Source organism: Streptomyces sp. NPDC025273 (genome assembly GCF_040638585.1).
GTDB lineage: Bacteria > Actinomycetota > Actinomycetes > Streptomycetales > Streptomycetaceae > Streptomyces > Streptomyces cinereorectus.
Genome location: NZ_JBEZYP010000007.1, coordinates 83,843 through 104,731, shown reverse-complemented (window position 1 = coordinate 104,731; position 20,889 = coordinate 83,843). Strand labels below are relative to the sequence as shown.

The window sequence follows — 20,889 nt, the reverse complement described above, 5'->3', positions numbered from 1 at the left end:
GAGTTCCCGTGAAGTTCAGACAGGCCGGATCGCCCGAATCCCGCAGCATTGAGCAGTGGATCTCTGGGTCTGTGCACAGTTGTTCGGATCTGATGGCTTTGGGTGGGCGCGTACGCGGAGTGTCCGGGGGCCGCGCACACCACCGCGATGCTCCTATGCGCCTCGCCGATGGCCTATGCGCATGACCCTCCCAGGCATGGCCCTGCCCCCTGGACGGCGGTTCAACTGGTCCCCGAAAACCCGGAACCGGTCGATTGCCACATCACCCCACGGGAGGCGTCCGATGACAACACCTCTGGCCGACTACGCGCAGTTCGCCGGGAAGCGGATCGCGATCGTCGAGCACATGCAGAATCACCCGTTCGTCCTGGGCCTGCGGCAGGCACAGGAACACGGCCTGGAAGTGTGGCTGCTGACCGGCGACCGGTCCTGGTACACCCACGGCCACGACTGGGACAGTCATCCGCTCGCCCGGGTGGACCGGGTGATCGACGTCGACACCACCGACCTCGAAGCGGTGCTGTCCGTGGTCACCGGCGAGGACGGGAACTCCCTGGTCGACGGGCTGACCTCGTTCTCCGACTACCACACCGAGCTCGCCGCGCACGCCGCCCGGCGCCTCGGGCTGCCCGGCCCCGACCCGGCCGCCGTACGCACCGCCAACATCAAGGACCAGCTGCGGATCGCGCTGGGCGACGAGCCGTTCAACATCCCGCACGTGCTGGTGAGCCACCGGGCCCAGCTCGACGAGGCTGCCCGCCGGCTCGGCTTCCCCATGATCGCCAAGCCCCCGGCGGAGGCGATCAGTTACGGGGTCCGCCGGGTCGACGACATGGAGCAGCTCACCGAGGCGTGGGAGGAGCTCTCCGCCGTACGGCACAGCCTGCGCGGCCAGCCGAGGAGCGGGGACGTCCTCCTGGAGCAGTACGTCGAGGGTGTCGAGGTCAGCGTCGAGACGATGACCGTCGACGGGTACACCCATGTCTTCGGCGTCACGTCCAAGGACCTCTTCGGCGACCCCGCCTACATCGAGTGCGGACACACCTTCCCCGTGCCGCTGGAGGACGAGGAGCGCGACGAGCTCTACTCCGTGGTCCGCAGCACCCTGGAGATGATCGGCTACCGGCACGGCCCCTGCCACACCGAGGTGCGCCGCACCGAGTCCGGCTGGCGGATCATCGAGGCCAACCCGCGCACCCCGTCGAGCTGCATGACCATGCTCGTCACCGACGTCACGGGCCGCAGCCCCATCCTGGACGCCTGGCTGCTCACCATCGGGGTGACCCCGGAGATCGAGCCCGTCGTCCACTCCGGAGGCGCCGCGGTGCGCATGATCTATCCCACCCGCCGCGGCGTGCTCACCCGGATCGACGGGCTGGAAGCGGCGGCGGCGGTGGAGAACGTGCAGGTGCTGCTGCACGTCGAGAAGGGTGACGCGCTGCTCCAGCGGATGGACAACTCCTCCTGTGTCGGATTCACGTACTGCAACGGCCCCGACCGGCTGACCGCCCAGGCACTCGCCGACAAGGCCGCGGCCCTGCTCGACTTCGTGGTCGAGGAAGAGGTCCGGTGAGCCAGGACACGGCATCCGGCACCACACCCGGCCCGGCATCCGCCGCGGAACCCGTCGATCCGCCCGGCGTCCGGCCGGTGGCGGACGCGGCCGGTCTGGAGGCGGCGGGCTGGAACGGGCTCCTCGGCGTGGAGGACTTCTTCCAGACCCCCCGCTGGCTCACCGTCCAGGAGCGCAACTCCGGCACCACGATGGACTTCCTGGTCCGGGAACGCGGCGGTGCCCCCGTCGCCGGACTGGTGACCGCCTGGGCCGACACCTCGGTGGCCTGGCTGCTCGCCCGCCCCGACGCCATGCTGGAGCGGGCCGTGGAGCAGGAGGTCCCCGAGGCGCGGGAGCTGCTGCACGACATCGCGGACGGTGATCCGGCCACCCTGCTGCCCTCCCTGGTCTGCGGCGGCCGTCACCTGGGCCGCACCAGGACGCTCGCCACCCCCGACGCCACGGACGCCGATGTGGAGGCCCTGCTGGAAAGGGCGGAAGGGCTAGCGGCGGAGCGGGGGGCGGCCTCCGTCTGCTTCCCGCACGTCGACGTCCGGGACACCGGACTCGCGGCCCTGCTCGAGAGCCGCGGCTACCGCCACCACACCTCCGACCACTACGCCTGGCTGGACATCCCGCCCGGCGGATACGACGAGTTCGTCGAGCGGATGAGCGCCCACCGGCGCCGCCGGGTCCGCCTGGAGCGCCGGGCGCTGAACGAGGCGGGCGTCGAGGTGCACGTCGAACCGCTCACCCGGGCACTCGCACCCCGGCTCGGCGAGCTCGACGCCAACCTGCTGCTCAAGTACGGCAATCCGGCCAGTGCCGAGGGCTCCGCCGGAATGATCGGCCGGATCTCCGACGTCATGGGCGAGGACGTGCTGGTCTCCGTCGCACGGCAGCACGGCAGCATCATCGGCTTCGGGATGGTGCTCCGGTCCAGGGCGCGCGGTGACGAGCAGTGGTTCGGCCACCGGGCCGGATTCGACTACGAGGCCCAGGGCAAGCTGCCGCTCTACTACGACGTCCTCTACTACCGGGTGCTCGACGCCGCGGCCAAGGAGGGCGTCACCGTCCTGCACGCCGGGATCGGCAGCATCAAGGCCAAACTGGCCCGCGGCTGCCGGTCCAGCGAACAGCGCTCGTACCTGCTGCGGCTGCCCCGTACCGGCGCCCCCGCCGGCCCACGCGGCGCACGAGAACGGGAGACCCCCACACGATGAGTGCCGGCACCGACCCCGCCGAGACGCGCGGCGCGCACGACCCGACCCCCCGCGACACACAGGGCCCGGGGCCCGAGGGCTGGAACGCGGCCGTCGGGGCGATGGTGAACCCCTCGGAGCGACGCGGCGGAACCCTGCGCCTGGTCTCCTCCGCCGACGTGGACTCACTGGACCCCGCCCGCACCTACTACGTCTGGGTGTGGCTGCTCCAGAGGCTGCTCAACCGCACCCTGATGGCATATCCGACCGACCCGGGCCCGGCGGGCCTCACTCCCGTCCCCGACCTGGCCGAGGGTCCCGGGGTGCCCAGCGACGGCAACCGCACCTGGACCTACCGGCTCCGCGAGGGCCTCCGCTTCGACGACGGCACCCCGGTGACCTCCGCCGACGTGCGGTACGCCGTCCAGCGCGTCTTCGCCCAGGACGTGCTCCCCGGCGGACCGACCTACCTCGTGCCGCTGCTCGACGACCCGGAACGCCCGTACGCCGGGCCCTACCGGGACGGCGACCCCGAGGCGCTGCCCGCCGTGCGGACCCCGGACGCGCGCACGATCGTCTTCCGGCTGCGCACGCCCTTCTCCGATTTCGACCACCTGATGGCCCAGCCGTGCGTGGCCCCCGTGCCCCGCCACGCCGACACCGGCGCGCGCTACGGCGAGGACCCCCGCTCCACCGGCCCGTACCGGGTGGCGGACCACCGGCCCGGCTCCCACCTCCACCTGGAGCGCAATCCGCACTGGGACCGCGCCACCGACCCCGTGCGGCCCGCGCTGCCGGACCGGGTCGAACTGACCATCGGGCTGGGCCTGGACGAGATGGACGAACGCCTGACCGCCGGTGAGTTCGACATCAACCTCGAAGGGCGGGGCCTCCAGCACGCGGCCCAGAACCGCCTGGCCGGCGACCCGGTGCTCCGCTCCCGTACCGACAACCCCAAGACGAGCTTCCTGCACTTCGTCTCGCTCCAGCCGCACATCCCGCCGTTCGACAATCCCCACGTGCGGCGCGCGGTGCACTACGCGGCCGACAAGATCCTGCTCCAGGAGGCCCGCGGCGGCCCGGTCACCGGCGGTGACCTGACCACCGCGCTCTTTCCGCCGCGCCTCGCCGCCCACCAGGCACTGGACCGCTACCCGACCGGTCCCGACCTGCGCGGCGACCTCGACGCGGCGCGCGCCGAACTGGCGGCCGCCGGACTGCCGGACGGCTTCGACGCGGTCATCGGCACCCAGCGCGGGAAGTTCCGGCTGGTCGCCGACGCGGTCGCCGAGTCGGTCGCCCGGGTCGGCATCCGGCTCACCGTCAAGGAACTCGACGTGGCCACCTACTTCAGCCAGGGAGCGGGCTCGCCCGAGACCATCCGCAAGCACGGACTCGGCCTGATCGTCACCGACTGGGGCGCCGACTTCCCCACCGAGTACGGCTTCCTGGCCCCGCTGGTGGACGGCCGGCTGATCCGGCCCGGCGGCGGCAACTGGAACATCGCCGAACTCGACGACCCGGAGATCAACGCCCTGATCGACACGAGTCTGCACACCGAGGACCCGACCGCACGCGCCGAGCTGTGGCGCGAGGTGGAGCGCCGGGTGATGGACCACGCCGTGATCCTGCCGCTGGTCCACGACAAGACTTTGCACTACCGCAACCCCCAGGTCACCAACGTCTACGTCCACCCTGCCTTCGGGCTGTACGACGTGCAGGCCATGGGTATCGCCGAGACACGTACCGACCGGGAGAACGACACCGCATGAACGACATCGCCCACGAGCTCCGCCTCGTCCCGCTGGACGCTGACGACGCGCCCACGCTCGCCGCCTGGCTCCGGCTGACCACCGAGTCCGCCGGTGACGTCCCGCTGTCCGCCGCCCCGCCCTGCGCGGCCGACCTGACCGGCTCGGTGCGCTTCGCCCCGCCCGGCACCGTCCTGGTGGACGAGGCGGCGTACCGGGACGGCCAGCTGATCGGCGCGATACGCCTCGTGCTGCCCGACGGGGCTCCCGTCGCCGTCGTCGACCAGCTGCTGGTCGACCCGGCGGTCCGGCGCCAGGGCGTGGGCCGGGCCCTGGCCGGGCGGGCCCGGGAGCTCGCGGCCGGGCACGGCCGCACCACCCTGGTCGCGGACCTGGTGGAGGCACTGCCCGGGGGCCCGGACAGGGACGGGGGGCCGGCGGCGTTCGCCGCGGCCGTGGGCGGCACGCCCGCGGCCGGTCCGGAGGGCATCCACCAGTGGCTCGACCTGGACCGGCACGACCCGCTGGCCGACGGGGTGCCCGACGTACCCGCCGGCTACCGGCTGGTGACCTGGGGCACCATCACCCCGGACCGGTTCGCCGTCGCCGTGTCGGAGCTCGGACAGTCGCTGGGCAGCAGCGGTCCGGAGAGCTGGGACACGAGCCCGGAGGCGATCCGCACCAGCCACGTCCGTCGGTTCGAGCGCATGCGGGTCGGCCGGGGACGCCGGGCCTACCACGCGGGCGTCGTCCACGAGAAGACCGGCGAGCTTGCCGGATTCACCAGCGTCTCCAAGACCACGGGGAACCCGCGGTACGCCCTCCAGGGCATGACCGTCGTGGGCCGGGACCACCGGGGCCATCGTCTGGGACGGCTGCTGAAGCTCGCCAACCTCGCCCACGTGCGCGAGTACGAGCCGTCGGTGCGGCTGATCGAGACGGCCAACGCCGCCGACAACCACCCGATGATCGCCCTCAACGAGGCCATGGGCTTCGTGCCTCAGGAGCGCTGGGTCTCCTGGGAGGCACCCGTCTCCTGAGACCCGCCGGACTCCCGGGAGCCGGCCGCCGGCTGCGGCCCTCCGCCCTCCGTCGCGGGGCGGGGGGCCGCAGCCGTGACCGGGAAGCGGTCACGCAGGAAGCCCGGCAGCCAGCCCGTCCCGATCAGTACGCCGCCGACGACCGCGACGCCGCCGGCCACCGCCCAGCCGGTCGGCCGCTCGTGCAGCGCCAGCCAGGCGCCCGCCATGCCCACCACCGGCACCAGCATCGAGAACGGCGCCACCACCCCGGCCGGATAGCGCTTCAGCAGCGCCGTCCAGATCCCCGAGCCGACGACGCTGCCCAGCACCGCGATGTAGACGAGCGCGGCGAGACTCGGCCAGCCCTCCGCGCTGAAGGACGTCCCCAGCGCCCGCCAGCCGGTGCCCGGCCCCTCCATCACCGCGGACAGGGCGAGCAGCGGCACCGGCGGGATCACCGCCATCCAGAGGGCGAAGCGCAGCGGGAACTCCGGCTTGGCCTGCCGGCTGGAGAGATTGCCGAACGCCCAGCCCACCGCCGCCAGTACGGTCAGCGCCACCGGCAGGAGCGGGGCCGTCCGGGCCCGGTCCACGGCGATCACCGCCATGCCCAGCACCGCGAGCCCGATCCCGGCCAGCTGCCGCCCGGAGACCCGCTCCTTCAGCAGCAGCGCACCCAGCAGCACCGTGAACGGCGCCGCCGCCTGCACCACCACGGAGGCCAGCCCCGACGGCATGCCCCGGTCGATCGCGAGGAACAGCAGCCCGAACTGCGCCGTGCCGAAGCCCAGTCCGTACCCCAGCAGCCAGCGCAGCGGCACCCCGGGGCGCGGGACGAACAGGATCACCGGCACCGCGAGCACGAGATAGCGCAGCGCCGCGAGGAAGAACGGCGGGAAGTGGTCGAGCCCGACCCGTACGGCGAGGAAGTTCAGCCCCCACAGCACGGCCACGAGCACGGCCAGGAGTTTGTCGCGGGGGGTCACCGGCGCGTACCGGCGAGCAGACCTGACTCGATGACCCGGCCGCCGAGAGCGCGCAGGAACTGGCCGTCACCGATCAGCTTCTGGTCGTCGGCGGCCTGCTGGAGCACCAGGACGTACTGGACGCCCTCGGGGTCCTCCAGCAGCCAGCAGAACATCATCACCCCGGGGCAGGAACCGCCCTTGAACACCGCCCTGGGCCAGCGCGCGGCGTCGATGGGGACACCCGGGTAGGCGGTCAGGATCGATTCGACCACCCCGCTCGTGTCCTCGGTCCCGTCCTTTGCGAGGGCCAGGAGGACCCGCATCACGTCGGACGCGCTCATGTGCCAGTCCAGTCCCAGCTGGTGCACGGTGGGCCCGAGATCCGAACCCCGTACGGTCATCGGACCCGCGATCCTCTCCACGAGGCGCCGGCGTCCCGCCTCGTCCGCGGCGGACCACTCCTCCCGCAGTTCCGGTGCGCCCCAGCCGAGTTCGAAGACCTCGTGGCTGGTGAGGAAGGGCCGCAGCAACGAGGGGTCACTGTGCCCGGCCGCCACCACCGCGTGCTCCACCGCGTCCCGGCCCACCAGGTCCTGGACGAGGTCGGCCGCCGTGTTGTCGCTCATCGCGATCATCTTGTACGCGGTCTCGCGGACCGGGACCCGGGTGCCGTCGGGCAGTTCCTGCATGTCGCCGGTGGGCAGACTGCGCAGCTCGGGCGTGACGGTCACCTCGTCGTCCCAGCGGACGGTGCCCGCCGCGACGGCGGCCACCAGGGCACGCATGAGATACAGCTTGTACGAGGACCCGTTGGGCATCGGCCGGTCCGCGTCCTTCGCGTAGAGCGTCTCCACCGTCCCCCGCTCCACCCGGGCGGCCAGCGCGGACCAGGTGATCCCCGGCTGCTCCAGCGCCTCGGCCAGCGAGGCCCAGTCGTGGATCTCGGGTGTCACGACCTCCGGGCCGAGATGCAGGACCCGGATGAGTCCGGTGGAGTCCAGCGTGAGGGACAGGGTGGAGCGGACACCGGTGGGCCCGGCGAGCGTCACCCACGCCTTGTGGGCGACCGGCTGGTAGTCGACGACGGTGAACGGGCCCTGTTCGCGCCACTGTTCGAGGGTGGCCCGGAAGCCCTGGGCGTGGCGGGCGAGGAACACGGGCACGAAGTGCCCGGCCAGGTCCTCGTCCGGGAGGCCCGCGGCGGTGAGCAGACCCGCCGCCCACCGGGTCCGGATGCCGAGGGGGGTGTCGTCCCCGGCGAGCGCCGCCTCGGCCCCCGGCCCGGGGGAGTGGGCGGGCGCGGCGGAACCGGGCAGATCGATCATCATCGCTCCTTGTCGGCCGTTCCCGACCGCTGATCAGTTTTCGGTGACAGTGATGGCGGCGCAGGGACAGAGCTCGGCACAGAGCCGGACGGTCTCGTGCAGCCCGGCCGGGGGCCCGGCGAGCAGGAGGACCACCTTGCCGCTGTCCGGGTCCTGGTCGAAGACCTCCGGGGCGGTCGCCGCGCAGCGGCCCATCGCGCAGCAGGCGTCGGTGTCGACGGCCACGGTCAGCCGGCCGCTCACCAGGTCACCGGCAGCGCGCCGAGTCCGTAACTGGACACCTCGTGGCGGAAGTCCAGCTCCTCGAACGGGACCGCGAGCCGGGCCCCCGGCATCCAGCGCAGCACCGCGGAGAGCATCTCCTCGATCTCGACCTTGGCGAGCCACTGCCCCAGGCACTGGTGGATGCCATGGCCGAACGCCAGATGGCGGCGGGCGTCCCGGTGCGGGTCGAGGGTGTCGGGGGAGGCGAACACCGTCTCGTCGCGGTTGCCCGCGGAGAGGGACACCACCACGCCCTCGCCGGCCCGGATCGTCACGTCGTCCAGCTCCACGTCCTCCAGCGCCGCCCGGGCCAGCCCGTTCTGCACGATGGAGTGGAAGCGCAGCAGCTCCTCGACGGCCTTGGGCAGCAGCTCGGGGTCGGCGGCCAGGGAGTCGGCCAGACCCCGGTCGGTCACCAGGCTCAGCAGGCTCAGGCTGGCCTGGCTCGTCGTCGTACCGTGCCCGGCGACCAGAAGCAGCCGGCACATCGGGACCAGCTCCTCGACGGTCAGATTTCCGGGGCGCACCTGGTCCACGACCAGCCGGCTCACCAGGTCGTCGCCCGGTTCGCGCATCCGCTCCTCGACCACGTCGCGCAGCAGACCGTCCAGTTCGTCGCGGGCCGCGGCCACCTGGGCCGGTGCGTAGCCGCGGTCGATGAGGACGGCGGCCCGGTTCTCGATCAGCTCGCGGCTCTCGGCCGACACCCCGAACAGCAGGGCGATCACCCGGGACGGCACGGGAATCGTCAGGCCGCGGACCAGGTCCACCGGACGTTCGCGGGTCACCAGACCGGCCAGGATCCCGTCCAGCGACTCCCGCAGCACGGGGCGCATCGCCTCGGCCCTGCCGTGCAGGAACTCCCGGGTGAGCATGGACCGCAGGCGGGAGTGGTCGGGGTCGTCCATGCGGATGAAGGAGGCGGTGTGCGGCTGGTCCCGGACCAGGACGGACGTACGCGTCATCATCGGGAATCCGGGGGCGCTGGTCACCGCGGTGAACCTGCGGTCGGCGAGCACCGCGCGGACATGCGGGTGCGCGGTCACCAGCCACACCTGGCTGCCGTCCCACATCGTCACCCGGCTCGCGGCCCGGCCCGATCTCATCTTGGCGAGCTGCGGCGGCGGATCGACCGGGGAGACGCGCTCCATCGGATAGGACGGCGGAGCCGCCCCTTCACGGAACGCTGCGTCGTACGTCATTCTGTCCCACCTATCACTGCACGGGCGTGCCGACGTGAAGTAGCGGTCACAATCTGCCTTGCCCGGCCGGGCCCGTCCGGTTCCGGTGAGCCGTCGCGCATAACCGGTCCGGGACGCACATAACCCAGGGCCCCGGCAACGATTCACCCGGTGCCGACGCGGCTGGTACGGTCGCCCCGCCGCACCGTCGACCGATCGCTGCGGGCCATCCACCCGGTGATCCGTCCAACCGCCAGAGAACGGGGCACGATGACATCGTCGCTACAGGGGAAAGTCGCGCTCGTCACGGGAGCCAGCTCGGGAATCGGCGAGGCCACCGCACGGGCGCTGGCCGCCGAGGGAGCCGCTGTCGCACTCGCCGCGCGCCGCACTGAGCGGCTGCACGCACTGCGTGACGAGCTGGAGGCGAGCGGCGCCCGCGTCCACGTCCTGCCGCTGGACGTCACCGACGAGCAGGCCGTCGCCGGCGCCGTACGCTCCACCGTCGACACGCTCGGCAGGCTCGACATCCTGGTGAACAACGCCGGGCTGATGCTGCTCGGACCGGTCGAGGGGGCCGACACCACCGACTGGACCCGGATGATGGACACCAACGTCATGGGTCTGATGTACATGACGCACGCGGCGCTCCCGCAGCTGCTGAAGAACGCCGGCACGGTGGTGCAGATCTCGTCGATCGCCGCCCGTGTCGTCGGCCGGGGCAGCGCCGTCTACAACGCCAGCAAGTTCGCCGTGAACGGCTTCAGCGAGGGGCTGCGCCAGGAGGTCACCGAGCGCGGTGTCCGTGTGGTGGTCATCGAGCCGGGCACCGTCGAGACCGAACTGCGCGACCACATCACCCACGCCCCGTCGAAGGCCGCGATCACCGAACGGGTCGCCAAGATACGTCAGTTGCAGAGCGAGGACATCGCCGCAGCGGTCCTCTACGCGGTGACGGCGCCCCCGCACGCGACGGTCAACGAGATCTTCATCCGCCCCACCGACCAGGCCTGACAGCCTCCGTACCGCACACCCACGGCGGGTCCCGCGATCGCGGGACCCGCCGTCGTGCTGTGCGCGGCCGCCGTCCACCGCGTGAGGAGAGAGAGAAGAGAACGCCTGCCTAACCTGGGCCGCAACAGGCCGTCAGGTGAAGAAGAGGCGTCATTCTTCGGTTCTAACCGAAAAGGAAACTGTCAGTGCCTTCTGCGATGCAATTGACCTCTGTTCCCGACCGGTTGACGCAGTTGCCGTTCGCGCGGCCGGATCTCCTGCTGCTGGACGCGGTCGGACAGTACGGGGACCTCGCCGAAGCCGCCCGCCGTGCCGGGCTGAGACCGGGCGCCGCCGAGCGGCAGCTCGACCGGCTGGACCGGGCGACCGGTCTGCGGCTGACGCTGCGCGGCCGCCACACCGCGCGGCTTACCTCGGCGGGCTCCCGGATGCTGGTCGCCGGACGCCGGTTCTTCCGGCAGGTCGACCAGGCCGTGCAGACCGACATCTACGGGCGCGGCACGGAGGCGCTGAACGCCCCGAAGATACTGAACATCGCCTCCGCCGAACCCCTCATGGAAGACCTCGTCGAGGATGCCGCGGACAGCCTGGGCATCCTCCTCTCGGTCAGCCACGACGCACCGCACCAGGTGCTCCAGCAGCTCTCCGGCTACCGCGTCGACGCCGCGCACACCTGGAGCCTGGACACCCTGCGCCATTCGGTCGAGCGCACCGTCCGCTCCTACGACGTGCTGGACGACCCGCTCTGGGTGACCCTGCCGGTCGGCCACCCGCTGGCCGCCCGGGAAGCGGTCTCGCTCGCCGATCTGCAGGGCGAGAACTGGGTCTCCGAGATCGGCCCCAACGCCGAGGTCCTGGTGACCCGCGTGTACCAGGGCGCGGGTCTCACCCCGCCCGCCCGGATCCAGGTCACCGGCGCGTCCGTGGCCCGCGGGATGCTGCGGCTCGGCGACGCGGTCGGGCTCGGCTCACCGGCCTGCCCCGCCGTCTTCGCGCCCTCGCTGGTCCGCCGGTCCGTCGTGGAGCGGCCGCGCCGCACCGCCGGGCTGCTGGTCGACCCGGCCGTCGTACCCCACACCCTCGCCCAGCAGCTGGCGGCCCTGCTCACCGGCCGCTATCTGAGCAGGTTCGCCGAGCATCACGGCGACATGCTGCGCGATCCGTGGTGGGCCGACTGGTTGCGCCGGCAGACCGCCGAGCGGGACGCGCGCGCCGACGCGGCCGCGCGCAGCAGCGAGACACCGCCCGCGCTGCCCGCCGAGTCGGCGGAGGTCGACGTCGAGGACCTCCACCTGCTGCGCGCGGTGGCCGAGCACGGCAGCATCAACCGGGCCGCGGCTGTGCTCTCCATCAGCCAGTCGGCCCTCACCCGGCGCATCCACCGGCTCGAACTCCGCCTGGGTGCGCGGCTGTTGCTGCGCAGCTCCCGGGGGACCGACCTGACCGGGCCCACCCGGCAGTTCCTGACCCGGCTGGCCGGCTTCGAGGCCGAGCTGTACGAGGCGGTCCTCGCCTGCTGGAACATGGGGGCGTACGCGGGTCCCGGGGCGGACGAGAGCGGCCCGCACCGCGTGTACCGCGGACTGCGGGCCGGAACCGGGCGGACCCGGCGGGGGGCGGAGCCGGGCCCCGGCGCCGCCCGCCCGGCCGCCGCCGGCCGGGGCTGAGCGACGCCCGGGGCGGGCGGGGCCTTGTGCCCCGGCCGCCCCGGGGCCGGCGTCAGCGCGCGCCGAGCGCCACGTAGTCGTACATCCCGAACGACCCGGTGACGTGCACGTTGCGGGCGTCGGGGTGCCGGTACAGCAGGGACCGCGGGTACAGGTACGGGACGATCACCGCGTGGTCCATGGTCAGCCGGTCGATGCGGTGCCAGATGGCCGCCCGTTCCGCCGGGTCGCCGCTGACGGCGCCCTGGTCGAGCAGCGCGTTGATCTCCGGATCGTCCAGCTCGCCCATGTTCTGGTTGCCGCGCTCCTTGATCGCCCGGCCGTCGACGATCTGCTGGAAGAAGCCGTATCCGTCGGGGAAGTCGGCGCCCCACCCGAACATGATGATCCCGATGCCGTGCTCGCGCAGGTACTCCGGACTGCCGCCGTACCGGTCGAAGTAGTCGCCCGACGGGAAGTCCAGCACCTCGGCCTCGATCCCGACCCTGGCCAGCCCGGCCGCGAGGGCCTCGGCCGCCCGGTACTCCTTCAGCCGGTCCTTGCGGGCCGCGATCTTCGTGACGAAGCCGTCCGGCATCCCGGCCAGTGCCAGCTCGGCGCGGGCCGCCTCGAGGTCCCCGGTGCCGGCGTCGCCGACCGGGTAGCGGTCGAAGGGCGCGTAGCCGTCGATGGTCGGCGGCAGGATGGTGGTGGCGATGTCGCCGCCGACCGGGCCGCCGTACGCCGCCTGCATGGCGGCCTTGTCCGTGGCGAACTGCACCGCCCGGCGGCAGTGCACGTTGTCGAACGGCGTGATGCGGCTCGACAGGCAGTAGATCCAGGTGAATCCCGTCAGCGGGTTGTCGGCGTTGGCCCGCAGCTCCGGGTCGGCCAGGATCCGCTCCTGCGCGGCCGGCTGCACACCGAAGCCCGCGAGGTCGATGTGGGCCTCGCCGGAGATCAGCATCCGGTCCACCTCGTGCGGCTCCACACCCAGGTGCACCTCGATGCGCTCGGCGCGCTGCTTGCGTACCGGGTCGGTCTCCGGGTCCCAGTGCGGATTGCGCTCCAGCACGGCGAGCTTGCCGCGCTCGTAGGAGGCCACCCGGTACGGGCCGGTGGCCACCGGGCCCAGCCGGTAGCCGATGCCGGTGTCCCGGGCCCGGGGGACCGGCGTGGTGCTCGGCATCGTGGCCAGCAGGTCCATGCCGGCGAACGGCTCGGTCAGCCGGAAGACCAGCGTCCGTTCGTCCGGGGTCTCCAGGGTGACGGGACCGTCGGCCTCGGGCTCGCGCCACGGGCCGCCGTAGTCGGTGCCCAGCAGGTGGCGGAAGTACGTCGGGCCGACGCCCAGCACGTCCGTCCCGTAATTGCTCCTGGCTATCGCGTACTTGACGTCCGCCGAGGTGACCGGGGTGCCGTCCTCGAACAGCAGGCCCGGACGCAGCCGGTAGGTCCAGGTCCGTCCGCCGTCGGACGACTCGCCGAGTGACTCGGCCAGGTCCGGCACCAGCCGCTGCCCGGCCTTGCCCGGGGCGGTGTCGAAGGTGACCAGGGTCCGGCCGATCAGGCGCAGGAAGTTCCAGGTGTACGCGTAGTACGTGTTGCCGGGGTCGAGCGAGTCGAAGTCGTCGGTGCGCACGAGGCGCAGGGTGCCGCCCAGAGCGTCGGTCGGGGCGACCACGCCGTCGACGGCGGCGTCGAAGCCGGTGTTCGTGGTGTCCGACTGTTCGGTCTCCATGTACCTGCAGCCCTTCTCGCGGTGATTTCAGCGACATTCTGCGGTCGCGCCGGCCGCCGTGGTGAGGGCCGGCGACGGGGCGCATAGCCGACCGCGGGTCGGTATAGCGGCGGGAGACCGGGCGGAGAGGGAGGAGAGAGGCGGGACCGCTTGGCTCGCGTTCCCCTCATGCGCGCATGCGTGTCCGGACGAAAGGCACAGACGTGCTCAGAAGAAAAAGATGGCAGGCACCTGTCATCATTGTCGCAGCCACGGCGCTGCTGTCGGGCTACCCGGCGGTGTCGATGGCCAAGAGCCCGACACCCCCACCGGGCGCGGCACAGGGGTGGTCGGCAGAAGGCGGGCCGGGCGCGAAGGCGGACGGTCCCGTGGAGCGTCCGGCGGCCGTCCCCGCCGCCGAACGCGCCGAACTCCTGGGCAGCTCCTACCGCACGTCCGACGACCTGGCCTGGACCACGTCGGGCGACGGCACCGGCTTCCACGTCATGGTCGCCGCGGCCCAGGACGGCTACCGGTGGCGCACGGCGGCGACCCTCTCCGAGCCGGGCTTCGACACCGACACCTGGATCGGCAACGTCTGTGTGACCGCGTCCGGCAAGCGGGCCGCGGTGACGTACGCGCCGCGCACCTTCACCAACAAGCCCGAGCTGATGACCCGCGGCGCCTTCACCGCGATCGTCGACCTGACGACGGGTGCGGTCACCAAGCTCTCCGTCCGGTCGAGCCTCAGCTACTTCTCGCCCGGCTGCGGCACCACCGAGAAGGCCGTCTTCTCGCAGTTCTCCGACGACGCGTCCGCGCGCAACGAGACCCGCCTCATCGGCGTCGACGCCGCGACCCGCCGGGCCGACAAGCCGCTGAAGCTGCCCGGTCAGGTCACCTCCGCCGTTCCCGTCGGCCGCGGATACGCCGCCGCGCAGGGCTCCCGCCTGGTCGAGGTGGCCCCCGCGGGTACGGTCCGCGTCGCCGCCCGTACCTCCGCGGTCCCCTTCCAGCTGTCGGCCGCCACGGACGGCTCGGTCGTCTTCATCGACCGGCCGGCCACCGGGCGGGCCGGCGAGGCCGACGCCTCCGCGAAGGCCGAGGTCAGGCGGGCACCCGCCGCGCTGTTCCGCGGCACGGGGAAGCCCGCGGCGACCCAGCGCCTGGCGACCGGCGCCCTCACCGGCTTCGACCTCGCCCGCTCCGCCCGCACCGGCACGGTGTACGTAACCGGCGAGGCCGAGCGGGCCGGCACACTGCCGGCGTCGGTGCGGATGCCGTCCGGCGTCGCCAAGGACGCGGTCCTGTCGACCCGCGGCGAGGCCGCCGTCACCAGCACCTGGGCCGACGGCAAGGACTCCCGCATCTCCCCGCAGGAGGCCGCGGCCGCCCGCACCGCGCGGACCGAGGTCCGGATCCTGGGCACCGGCAGGACCGTGGTCCTGGACGCCCGGCCCGGCAGCGCCCTCGGCTCGCCCGACAAGGCGGAAGCGGGCAGCGCGACCTCCCCGGCCCTCACCGGCGGCACCGCCTCCACCCTGGGTGCCACCGCGTCGCCGACCAACCCGGTCGAGGCCGAGCGCTACTGCTCCGTACCCCGGGGAGACGTGCGCAAGCAGGCCTTCCAGCCCACTCCCCGGCAGGTCGAGTGGGCGGTGGACCAGGCGGTCGTCGGCAAGCTCAACAGCCACGTCTCCCGCCCCGCCAACTGGAAGAACACCGGGATGTCGGCCTACCAGCCGCAGTCCCTCTTCCCGCTCAAGACGCTGGCGGGCGACCCCAACGGGAGCCCCGACGCCGCTGACGGGTACCACATCCCGGCGCAGGTGATGCTGGGCATCACCGCCCAGGAATCCAACATGTGGCAGGCCACCAGGTTCGCCGTACCGGGTGTCACGGCGAACAGCCTGATCGGGAACTACTACGGCATCAGCCACAGCTCCGACGGTGAGGCGGCGGATCCGTGGGCGATCAACTGGGCCGACGCCGACTGCGGTTACGGCATCGTCCAGGTGACCGACGGGATGCGCAGGGCAGGGTATGAGAAGCCGGGGGAGACGGCACTGTCGGTGCAGAAGCAGGAAGCCGTCGCCCTCGACTACACGGCCAACATCGCCGCCGGCGTGAACATCCTCATCGACAAGTGGAACCAGACGTACAGCGCCGGCATGACCGTCAACGACGGCGGCCCCAAGTACATCGAGAACTGGTTCTTCGCGCTCTGGGCGTACAACTCCGGCTTCTACCCGCAGTCCAGCGCAGGATCGCACGGCGGCCACTGGGGCGTCGGCTACACCAACAACCCGGCCAACGCCCTGTGGAAGGCCAACCGCACCCCGTTCCTGGAGAGCGCGGCCGGCACCGACGACTACTCGCACGCCGCGCACCCCCAGGACTGGCCCTACCAGGAGAAGGTGATCGGCTGGGCAGCCCGGCCGATCTCGGCGATGTTCGCGCCCGGCGACTTCCAGCCCGGCTACCGCGCCGCCTGGTGGACCGCCGTGGACCAGCGGACGCTCGCCAAGCCGCCCGTCGGGCAGTTCTGCGACGCCTCCAACAACTGCGACCCGAGCAAGATCAAGGAGGGTGACACCTCCACCACCGGGGCGTGCCAGCTCGACAACCCGGCCGACGAGTTCTTCCTGCACTGCTGGTGGAACAAGAAGACCAGCTGGAAGAGCTGCGCGGGCGGTGCCTGCGGATACCCGCTGCACCGCTTCGACGCCACCTATCCGGAACAGCCCGACGGCAACGCGTACCCGCCGCGGTGCGCCAGCGGACTGCCCACGGGCACCCATGTGATCGACGACGTGGCCTCCGGAGTCACCCCGGCGGGCTCCTCGGGACGGAGCTGCGGAGCGACCACTTCCCCGGGCACGTTCGGATTCACCTTCACGGCAGACGGGACCAACTACCCGGGCAAGATCGACACGCACCAGATCGGGGCCGGCTACGGCAACCACTTCTGGTTCTCGCACACCAGGAACCAGGCGACCACCGAGGGTGCCCGGATGCGCACGACCGGCACCTGGACCCTCACCAACGGCATGACCGGATGGTCCCGGGTCTGGGTGCACATCCCCGACCACGGCGCGCACACCCGGCAGGCCTCCTACACCATCAGCGGGACGAACAGCACCAGTCCGGTCCGGGTCCATCCGCAGCGGGTGCTGTCGAACAAGTGGGTCTCCCTGGGGGTGTTCCAGTTCACCAGCACCCCGAGGGTGTCGCTCTCCACGCACGCGGCCGACGGCAACGGCTCCGAGGACGTGGCATGGGACGCCGTGGGCTTCCAGCCGCTGTCGGCGAAGCCCAAGGACATGGTCGTCGCGCTGGGCGACTCGTACTCCTCGGGTGAGGGCGCGTCTGCGGCCGGCGGGGTCGACTACTCCCGGGAGACCAACTACCGGGACCCCAGCAACCCCTCGGCCCGCAACTCCTGCCACCGGTCCGGCAAGACCTGGTCCCGGCAGGCCACCATCCCCGGCCGCTCGGCCTCGATCGGGTCCATGGACGACAGCCGGTCGGCAGCCATGGACTACCACATGGTCGCCTGCTCGGGCGCCCGTACCTACAACATCGCGAGTGTCGCGCAGAACGGCGAACTCCCGCAGCTCTCCCAGGGATACCTCGACCAGAACACCACTCTGGTGACGATGTCCATCGGCGGCAACGACGCGCGCTTCGCCTACATCATCCAGAAGTGCATCTTCGGCGGCATCGGCTGGCCCGAGCTGTGCCAGCACCAGACGTTCGAGGACAACGACTCCCGGGTCGACGACGAGGCCTACCAGGGCCTGGACATCGGGGTGGCGGCCGAACGCCTCGCCAAGGAACGGGTCAGGCCCGCCATCGTCGACGCACTGAAGAAGATCAAGGCGAAGGCCCCCAACGCCAAGATCGTCCTGATGGGGTACCCGCCGCTCCTGGAGCGGTCGGGGAGCTGCATCCCGGGTATCGGCACCGAGGAGGCGCCCTGGCTGAACGGCATGGCGGCCACCCTGGCCACCGAGATGCAGGGCGCGGCGAACGATGCCAAGAGCGCGGGCGTCAACGTCTGGTTCTCCAACCCCGCACAGAACTTCGCGGGCAAGGCCGTCTGCGGTGATCCGGAACAGGTCCACGGCATCGTGACGGACCTGGTCGAGAGCGACGAACCGGCCATCGACTGGCCGATCCTGCAACTCGGCGCGTCCGCGCAGTCCTTCCACCCCAAGATCGGTGGAGCGCGACTGTACGCGGACTCGCTGCAGCGCACGATGCAGGGCATGGGTCTCTGACCCCGGCCCTCACGGGCCACCGCAGGTCACGTCCGAAGCCGAGGGCCCTCCCCGCCCGGGAGGGCCCTCTGTTCGAAAGGGTGCGATGAAGAGGGTCTCCCGCCGTGCCGACGCGGTCACGGCCGCGGTGCTGCTCCTGCTGGACGCGGTCCTCGTCGTGGTCCTGCTCCTGGGGGTGGCGGTCTCCGGCGGCCTGACCGGTTCCCCGGACAGGGCGGCGGTGGCACACGAGGCGTCCCGGGCCGCCCTGGTCTGCCTGGGTGCCCTGCTGCTCTCCGGGCCGGTGGTCCTCGCCGTCCGGGCCTGGATCGCCCTGGGGGTCCAGGCCGCGGTGCTCGGAGCGGCCGCCGCCGTATTCGCGGGAGTAGGCGGCGGATAGGCGGACAGGCGGCGCTCACGAACGCGGAAATGCCGAGCGCACCCGGCTCGGATGGGGAGCGGGTGCCCTCGGCGGTTGTGCCGTCGACCGGTGGTGTTTCTCCGGTAACGTTTCCTCAGTAACTTTCTCAGTAACTCTTCCTCAGTACCGGGACATCGCCGGTGACGCCGTGAGCATCTCGGCGTCCTGGCGCAGTATCGCCCTTTCCAGCATGGTCAGCCTGGGGCCGGGATCGATCCCGAGCTCATCGGTGAGGGTATTGCGCGCCCTGCGGAACACCGCGAGGGCGTCCCCCTGCCGGCCGGAGAGGTACAGCGCCAGCATCAGATGTGCGTAGAGCTCTTCCCGCAGCGGATGGAGCGCGATCAGGTCGGTCAGTTCGCCGATCGCTTCCTCGTACTGGCCGAGCGATATTTCCAGCGAAATACGCTGTTGCAATGCCGCGACCCGTTCCTCTTCCAGACGGGCCGCCCGGGACTGCAAATCACTGCTCGATATTGTCGCGAGGGCCGGGCCCCGCCAGAGTGCGAGCGCCTCCCTGAGCCGCTCCAGAGCATCCTCCAGCAAGTTGTTCCGGAGCAGTCGCTTTGCGTTTGCCACGGAGCTGCGGAAGGTGTTGCTGTCTATTTCGCAGTAGTCGGCGTCCAGTTGGTATCCGGAAGCGGTCGACTGGACGATTTCCTGCGGAGCGCCGACCGACGCCAGTGCCCTGCGGATCATCCAGACACTGGTCTGCAGCTGACCGGGTGCTGTTCTCGGTGGCCGGTCCCCCCAGAGATGGCCGATGAGCTGAGAGGTGGGGACTGCGCGTCCCGGAACGAGTGCGAGAGCTGTCAGAACCCTGAGCTGTCGCTGGCCCGCCAGGGGAACCTGCCGGCCGTTGAATACCATGGAGACAGGTCCGAGTATGCGGACCTGGACGTTGGCCAAAGGGGTTCTCCCGTACTGCCTGTCCACGAACGTATTCCCCCAATTCCGAAATTCCGGAGCTCCGCTGCGGTGGTATGAGGATGCGCTGAACCAGAAAGAACCTCAGTGATCGACAACTGTCGGCGCTACACGCGTAGCAGGGTGCTGTCTTGACGAGTCAGGACAGTAATCAGCGCGTCCCCCCTCGTCAACGACTCCTCGATCGGTGCGGCCGGAAACCGACTCACGACAGTGGGGGGAATGGTGGGAACACGGCCTTTGGTGCAGGTATACGGAGGGCAAAGAACGACACGAGTCACCGGGCGCTGCTGGCGCGGAGTGACCGTCCGTCCGGCCGCTGTCCGGATGGCCGATACCGCACGGGGCCTGGATCGTTGCACGGGGTGCGGAGGCATTGCTTCCGACGGAGTCGGGGCGCGGGCGGTGCGGGGACCTGGATGATTACGGAGCGCGCTGCCCGGCAGCCGGGCCGGCCGGGGTGTTGGTCTAGTCCGGTGTTGGCGGAAACTGACTGATGGTCGGCGCATTCGCGGTCCCCGATCCGGCGGCCGAAAAACGATGTCCTGCTTGAGCCACGTCCCACGGGCGTGCGCCGGGCCCTTATGTGCCCGCTTCGCCGGTGATGTCGATCACCTTCAGGTGGCGGGGCGTCAGGACTCTGGAACCGCCGGCCGCCTCCTGGCGGGCGGCTGCCCGCGCGAGCGTCGTCACGGCCTCCGGCGAGGCCGTCCGGGAGACGCCGGAGTCGCCCAGCGGGGTCACCATGTCGTCGTGATGGCCGGGTACCAGCAGTGGCGGTGCGCCCAGGACGGACAGGAGCCGGTCCGGATATCCGTGGACGGCCGCGTGCCCGCTCATCCCGATCACCGCCACATCCGGCCGCGCGCCCACCAGCTCGCGCTCCGCGAAGTTGCTCGTGCCGGTCAGCAGCACGGTCGGGCCGCCCTCCACGGCCACCTGGAAGGCCAGGGTCCGGCCCTCCACCAGATCGCCCAGCGTCCGGGGGCGCGCGGGAGCCGAGTCCCGGTGGCCCGGAGCGAAGGACGTGTAGTCCTCCTGCCGGCTGTGCAGGCTCCGGAACACCTCCACGCTGTACCCGTCGAACTGCAGATGGTCGCCCCCGTACACCGGGATGACGTCCTTCATCCGCTTCGCCGGGGTTCCCATCGCGGCCAGCAGGTGCCGCGAGGTGGTGTCGCAGAGCGTCCGGATGCGCCGGTTCCCCCACCCGGGCCGGGACAGCAGCTGGGGCACGTCGGCGATGTGGTCGAAGTGCCCGTGGCTGACCAGGATCAGCTCCGGAGCCCCGCTCAGCCCGTCCTCGGCCACCCGCTCGACGGCGGCCGGGTCCAGCCGCAGGGGCAGGGTGCTGTCGAGTGCCCCGGCCCCGTCCGCGTACGGCATCCGGCTTAGATAGGGGTCGAACAGGATGCTGCGCCCGGCGAAGGACAGCTCCCAGCCGGACACGCCCAGCCAGCGCAGACCGAGCGCGGTCCTCGACGGCACGGCGCGGCGGCGCGCGGTGGGCAGGGGGGCCGCCCCGCCGATCAGCAGCCCCGCCGCACCGGCGCCGAGCGCCCCCCTCAGGACCGACCTTCGCAACTGACCCATGCGCCACCTCGTTCACGTTGTGCTGATCACCGGTCACC

At 71.6% G+C, this 20,889-nt stretch carries 15 protein-coding genes; 8 read left to right on the top strand and 7 right to left on the bottom strand.

Annotated features, from left to right (window positions below):
* Positions 1-283 precede the first annotated feature (283 nt).
* Genes AB0F38_RS14355 through AB0F38_RS14340 form a run of 4 tightly spaced genes read left to right on the top strand, consistent with a single transcriptional unit; the run spans position 284 to position 5,548 of the window.
* Complete coding sequence (locus AB0F38_RS14355; RefSeq protein WP_361891758.1) at positions 284-1,573, top strand: ATP-grasp domain-containing protein; 1,290 nt, start codon at positions 284-286, stop codon at positions 1,571-1,573.
* Positions 1,570-2,778 carry a peptidogalycan biosysnthesis protein gene (locus AB0F38_RS14350; RefSeq protein WP_361891755.1) on the top strand — a complete coding sequence of 403 codons (1,209 nt, stop codon included), beginning with the start codon at positions 1,570-1,572 and terminating at the stop codon, positions 2,776-2,778. The genes AB0F38_RS14355 and AB0F38_RS14350 overlap by 4 nt, the downstream gene beginning before the upstream one ends.
* Entirely contained in the window at positions 2,775-4,529 is a 1,755-nt protein-coding gene (locus AB0F38_RS14345; protein ID WP_361891752.1) for an ABC transporter substrate-binding protein, read from the top strand. The genes AB0F38_RS14350 and AB0F38_RS14345 overlap by 4 nt, the downstream gene beginning before the upstream one ends.
* On the top strand, positions 4,526-5,548 hold the full coding sequence (locus tag AB0F38_RS14340) for a GNAT family N-acetyltransferase (protein ID WP_361891749.1): 1,023 nt from the start codon (positions 4,526-4,528) through the stop codon (positions 5,546-5,548). The genes AB0F38_RS14345 and AB0F38_RS14340 overlap by 4 nt, the downstream gene beginning before the upstream one ends.
* Here the strand turns inward: AB0F38_RS14340 and AB0F38_RS14335 are convergent.
* Genes AB0F38_RS14335 through AB0F38_RS14320 form a run of 4 tightly spaced genes read right to left on the bottom strand, consistent with a single transcriptional unit; the run spans position 5,509 to position 9,289 of the window.
* Positions 5,509-6,516, bottom strand: coding sequence for an EamA family transporter (locus tag AB0F38_RS14335; protein ID WP_361891746.1), 1,008 nt, complete (start codon positions 6,514-6,516; stop codon positions 5,509-5,511). The genes AB0F38_RS14340 and AB0F38_RS14335 overlap by 40 nt on opposite strands.
* Entirely contained in the window at positions 6,513-7,823 is a 1,311-nt protein-coding gene (locus tag AB0F38_RS14330) for a serine hydrolase (protein ID WP_361891743.1), read from the bottom strand. The genes AB0F38_RS14335 and AB0F38_RS14330 overlap by 4 nt, the downstream gene beginning before the upstream one ends.
* Before the next feature lie 33 nt (positions 7,824-7,856).
* Positions 7,857-8,054 (bottom strand): ferredoxin, encoded by a 198-nt coding sequence (locus tag AB0F38_RS14325; RefSeq protein ID WP_361892183.1) that lies wholly within the window; start codon positions 8,052-8,054, stop codon positions 7,857-7,859.
* 8 nt (positions 8,055-8,062) lie between these two features.
* Positions 8,063-9,289 (bottom strand): cytochrome P450, encoded by a 1,227-nt coding sequence (locus tag AB0F38_RS14320; RefSeq protein ID WP_361891740.1) that lies wholly within the window; start codon positions 9,287-9,289, stop codon positions 8,063-8,065.
* Positions 9,290-9,538: 249 nt separating this feature from the next.
* On the opposite strand from AB0F38_RS14320, the gene AB0F38_RS14315 reads away from it, so the two are divergent.
* Positions 9,539-10,282 (top strand): SDR family oxidoreductase, encoded by a 744-nt coding sequence (locus AB0F38_RS14315; RefSeq protein WP_361891737.1) that lies wholly within the window; start codon positions 9,539-9,541, stop codon positions 10,280-10,282.
* Between the two features lie 185 nt (positions 10,283-10,467).
* On the top strand, positions 10,468-11,949 hold the full coding sequence (locus AB0F38_RS14310; protein WP_361891734.1) for a LysR family transcriptional regulator: 1,482 nt from the start codon (positions 10,468-10,470) through the stop codon (positions 11,947-11,949).
* Between the two features lie 52 nt (positions 11,950-12,001).
* Here the strand turns inward: AB0F38_RS14310 and AB0F38_RS14305 are convergent, their stop codons facing one another.
* Positions 12,002-13,669, bottom strand: coding sequence for an ABC transporter substrate-binding protein (locus AB0F38_RS14305; RefSeq protein ID WP_361891731.1), 1,668 nt, complete (start codon positions 13,667-13,669; stop codon positions 12,002-12,004).
* Between the two features lie 368 nt (positions 13,670-14,037).
* Here AB0F38_RS14305 and AB0F38_RS14300 point away from each other — a divergent pair, with 368 nt between their 5' ends.
* The gene (locus AB0F38_RS14300) at positions 14,038-17,931 is read left to right on the top strand and encodes a NocE (protein WP_361891728.1); all 3,894 of its coding nucleotides are present in this window, start codon (positions 14,038-14,040) and stop codon (positions 17,929-17,931) included.
* 85 nt (positions 17,932-18,016) lie between these two features.
* Entirely contained in the window at positions 18,017-18,310 is a 294-nt protein-coding gene (locus AB0F38_RS14295; protein WP_361891725.1) for a transporter, read from the top strand.
* 141 nt (positions 18,311-18,451) lie between these two features.
* On the opposite strand, the gene AB0F38_RS14290 is transcribed toward AB0F38_RS14295, so the two are convergent.
* Together AB0F38_RS14290 and AB0F38_RS14285 are read right to left on the bottom strand one after the other, a co-directional pair.
* A complete protein-coding gene (locus AB0F38_RS14290) occupies positions 18,452-19,201 on the bottom strand; it encodes an AfsR/SARP family transcriptional regulator (RefSeq protein ID WP_361892180.1) in 750 nt (249 codons plus the stop codon).
* A gap of 639 nt (positions 19,202-19,840) precedes the next feature.
* Positions 19,841-20,851, bottom strand: coding sequence for an MBL fold metallo-hydrolase (locus tag AB0F38_RS14285; protein ID WP_361891722.1), 1,011 nt, complete (start codon positions 20,849-20,851; stop codon positions 19,841-19,843).
* Between the last annotated feature and the right edge of the window lie 38 nt (positions 20,852-20,889).

Excerpts from the sequence above, each read along its gene's own strand:
- AB0F38_RS14355 (WP_361891758.1), top strand. The coding sequence starts at position 284 with ATGACAACACCTCTGGCCGACTACGCGCAGTTCGCCGGGAAGCGGATC.
- AB0F38_RS14345 (WP_361891752.1), top strand. The coding sequence starts at position 2,775 with ATGAGTGCCGGCACCGACCCCGCCGAGACGCGCGGCGCGCACGACCCG.
- AB0F38_RS14340 (WP_361891749.1), top strand. The coding sequence starts at position 4,526 with ATGAACGACATCGCCCACGAGCTCCGCCTCGTCCCGCTGGACGCTGAC.
- AB0F38_RS14330 (WP_361891743.1), bottom strand. The coding sequence starts at position 7,823 with ATGATCGATCTGCCCGGTTCCGCCGCGCCCGCCCACTCCCCCGGGCCG.
- AB0F38_RS14320 (WP_361891740.1), bottom strand. The coding sequence starts at position 9,289 with ATGACGTACGACGCAGCGTTCCGTGAAGGGGCGGCTCCGCCGTCCTAT.
- AB0F38_RS14315 (WP_361891737.1), top strand. The coding sequence starts at position 9,539 with ATGACATCGTCGCTACAGGGGAAAGTCGCGCTCGTCACGGGAGCCAGC.
- AB0F38_RS14305 (WP_361891731.1), bottom strand. The coding sequence starts at position 13,669 with ATGGAGACCGAACAGTCGGACACCACGAACACCGGCTTCGACGCCGCC.
- AB0F38_RS14295 (WP_361891725.1), top strand. The coding sequence starts at position 18,017 with ATGAAGAGGGTCTCCCGCCGTGCCGACGCGGTCACGGCCGCGGTGCTG.
- AB0F38_RS14290 (WP_361892180.1), bottom strand. The coding sequence starts at position 19,201 with ATGGTATTCAACGGCCGGCAGGTTCCCCTGGCGGGCCAGCGACAGCTC.
- AB0F38_RS14285 (WP_361891722.1), bottom strand. The coding sequence starts at position 20,851 with ATGGGTCAGTTGCGAAGGTCGGTCCTGAGGGGGGCGCTCGGCGCCGGT.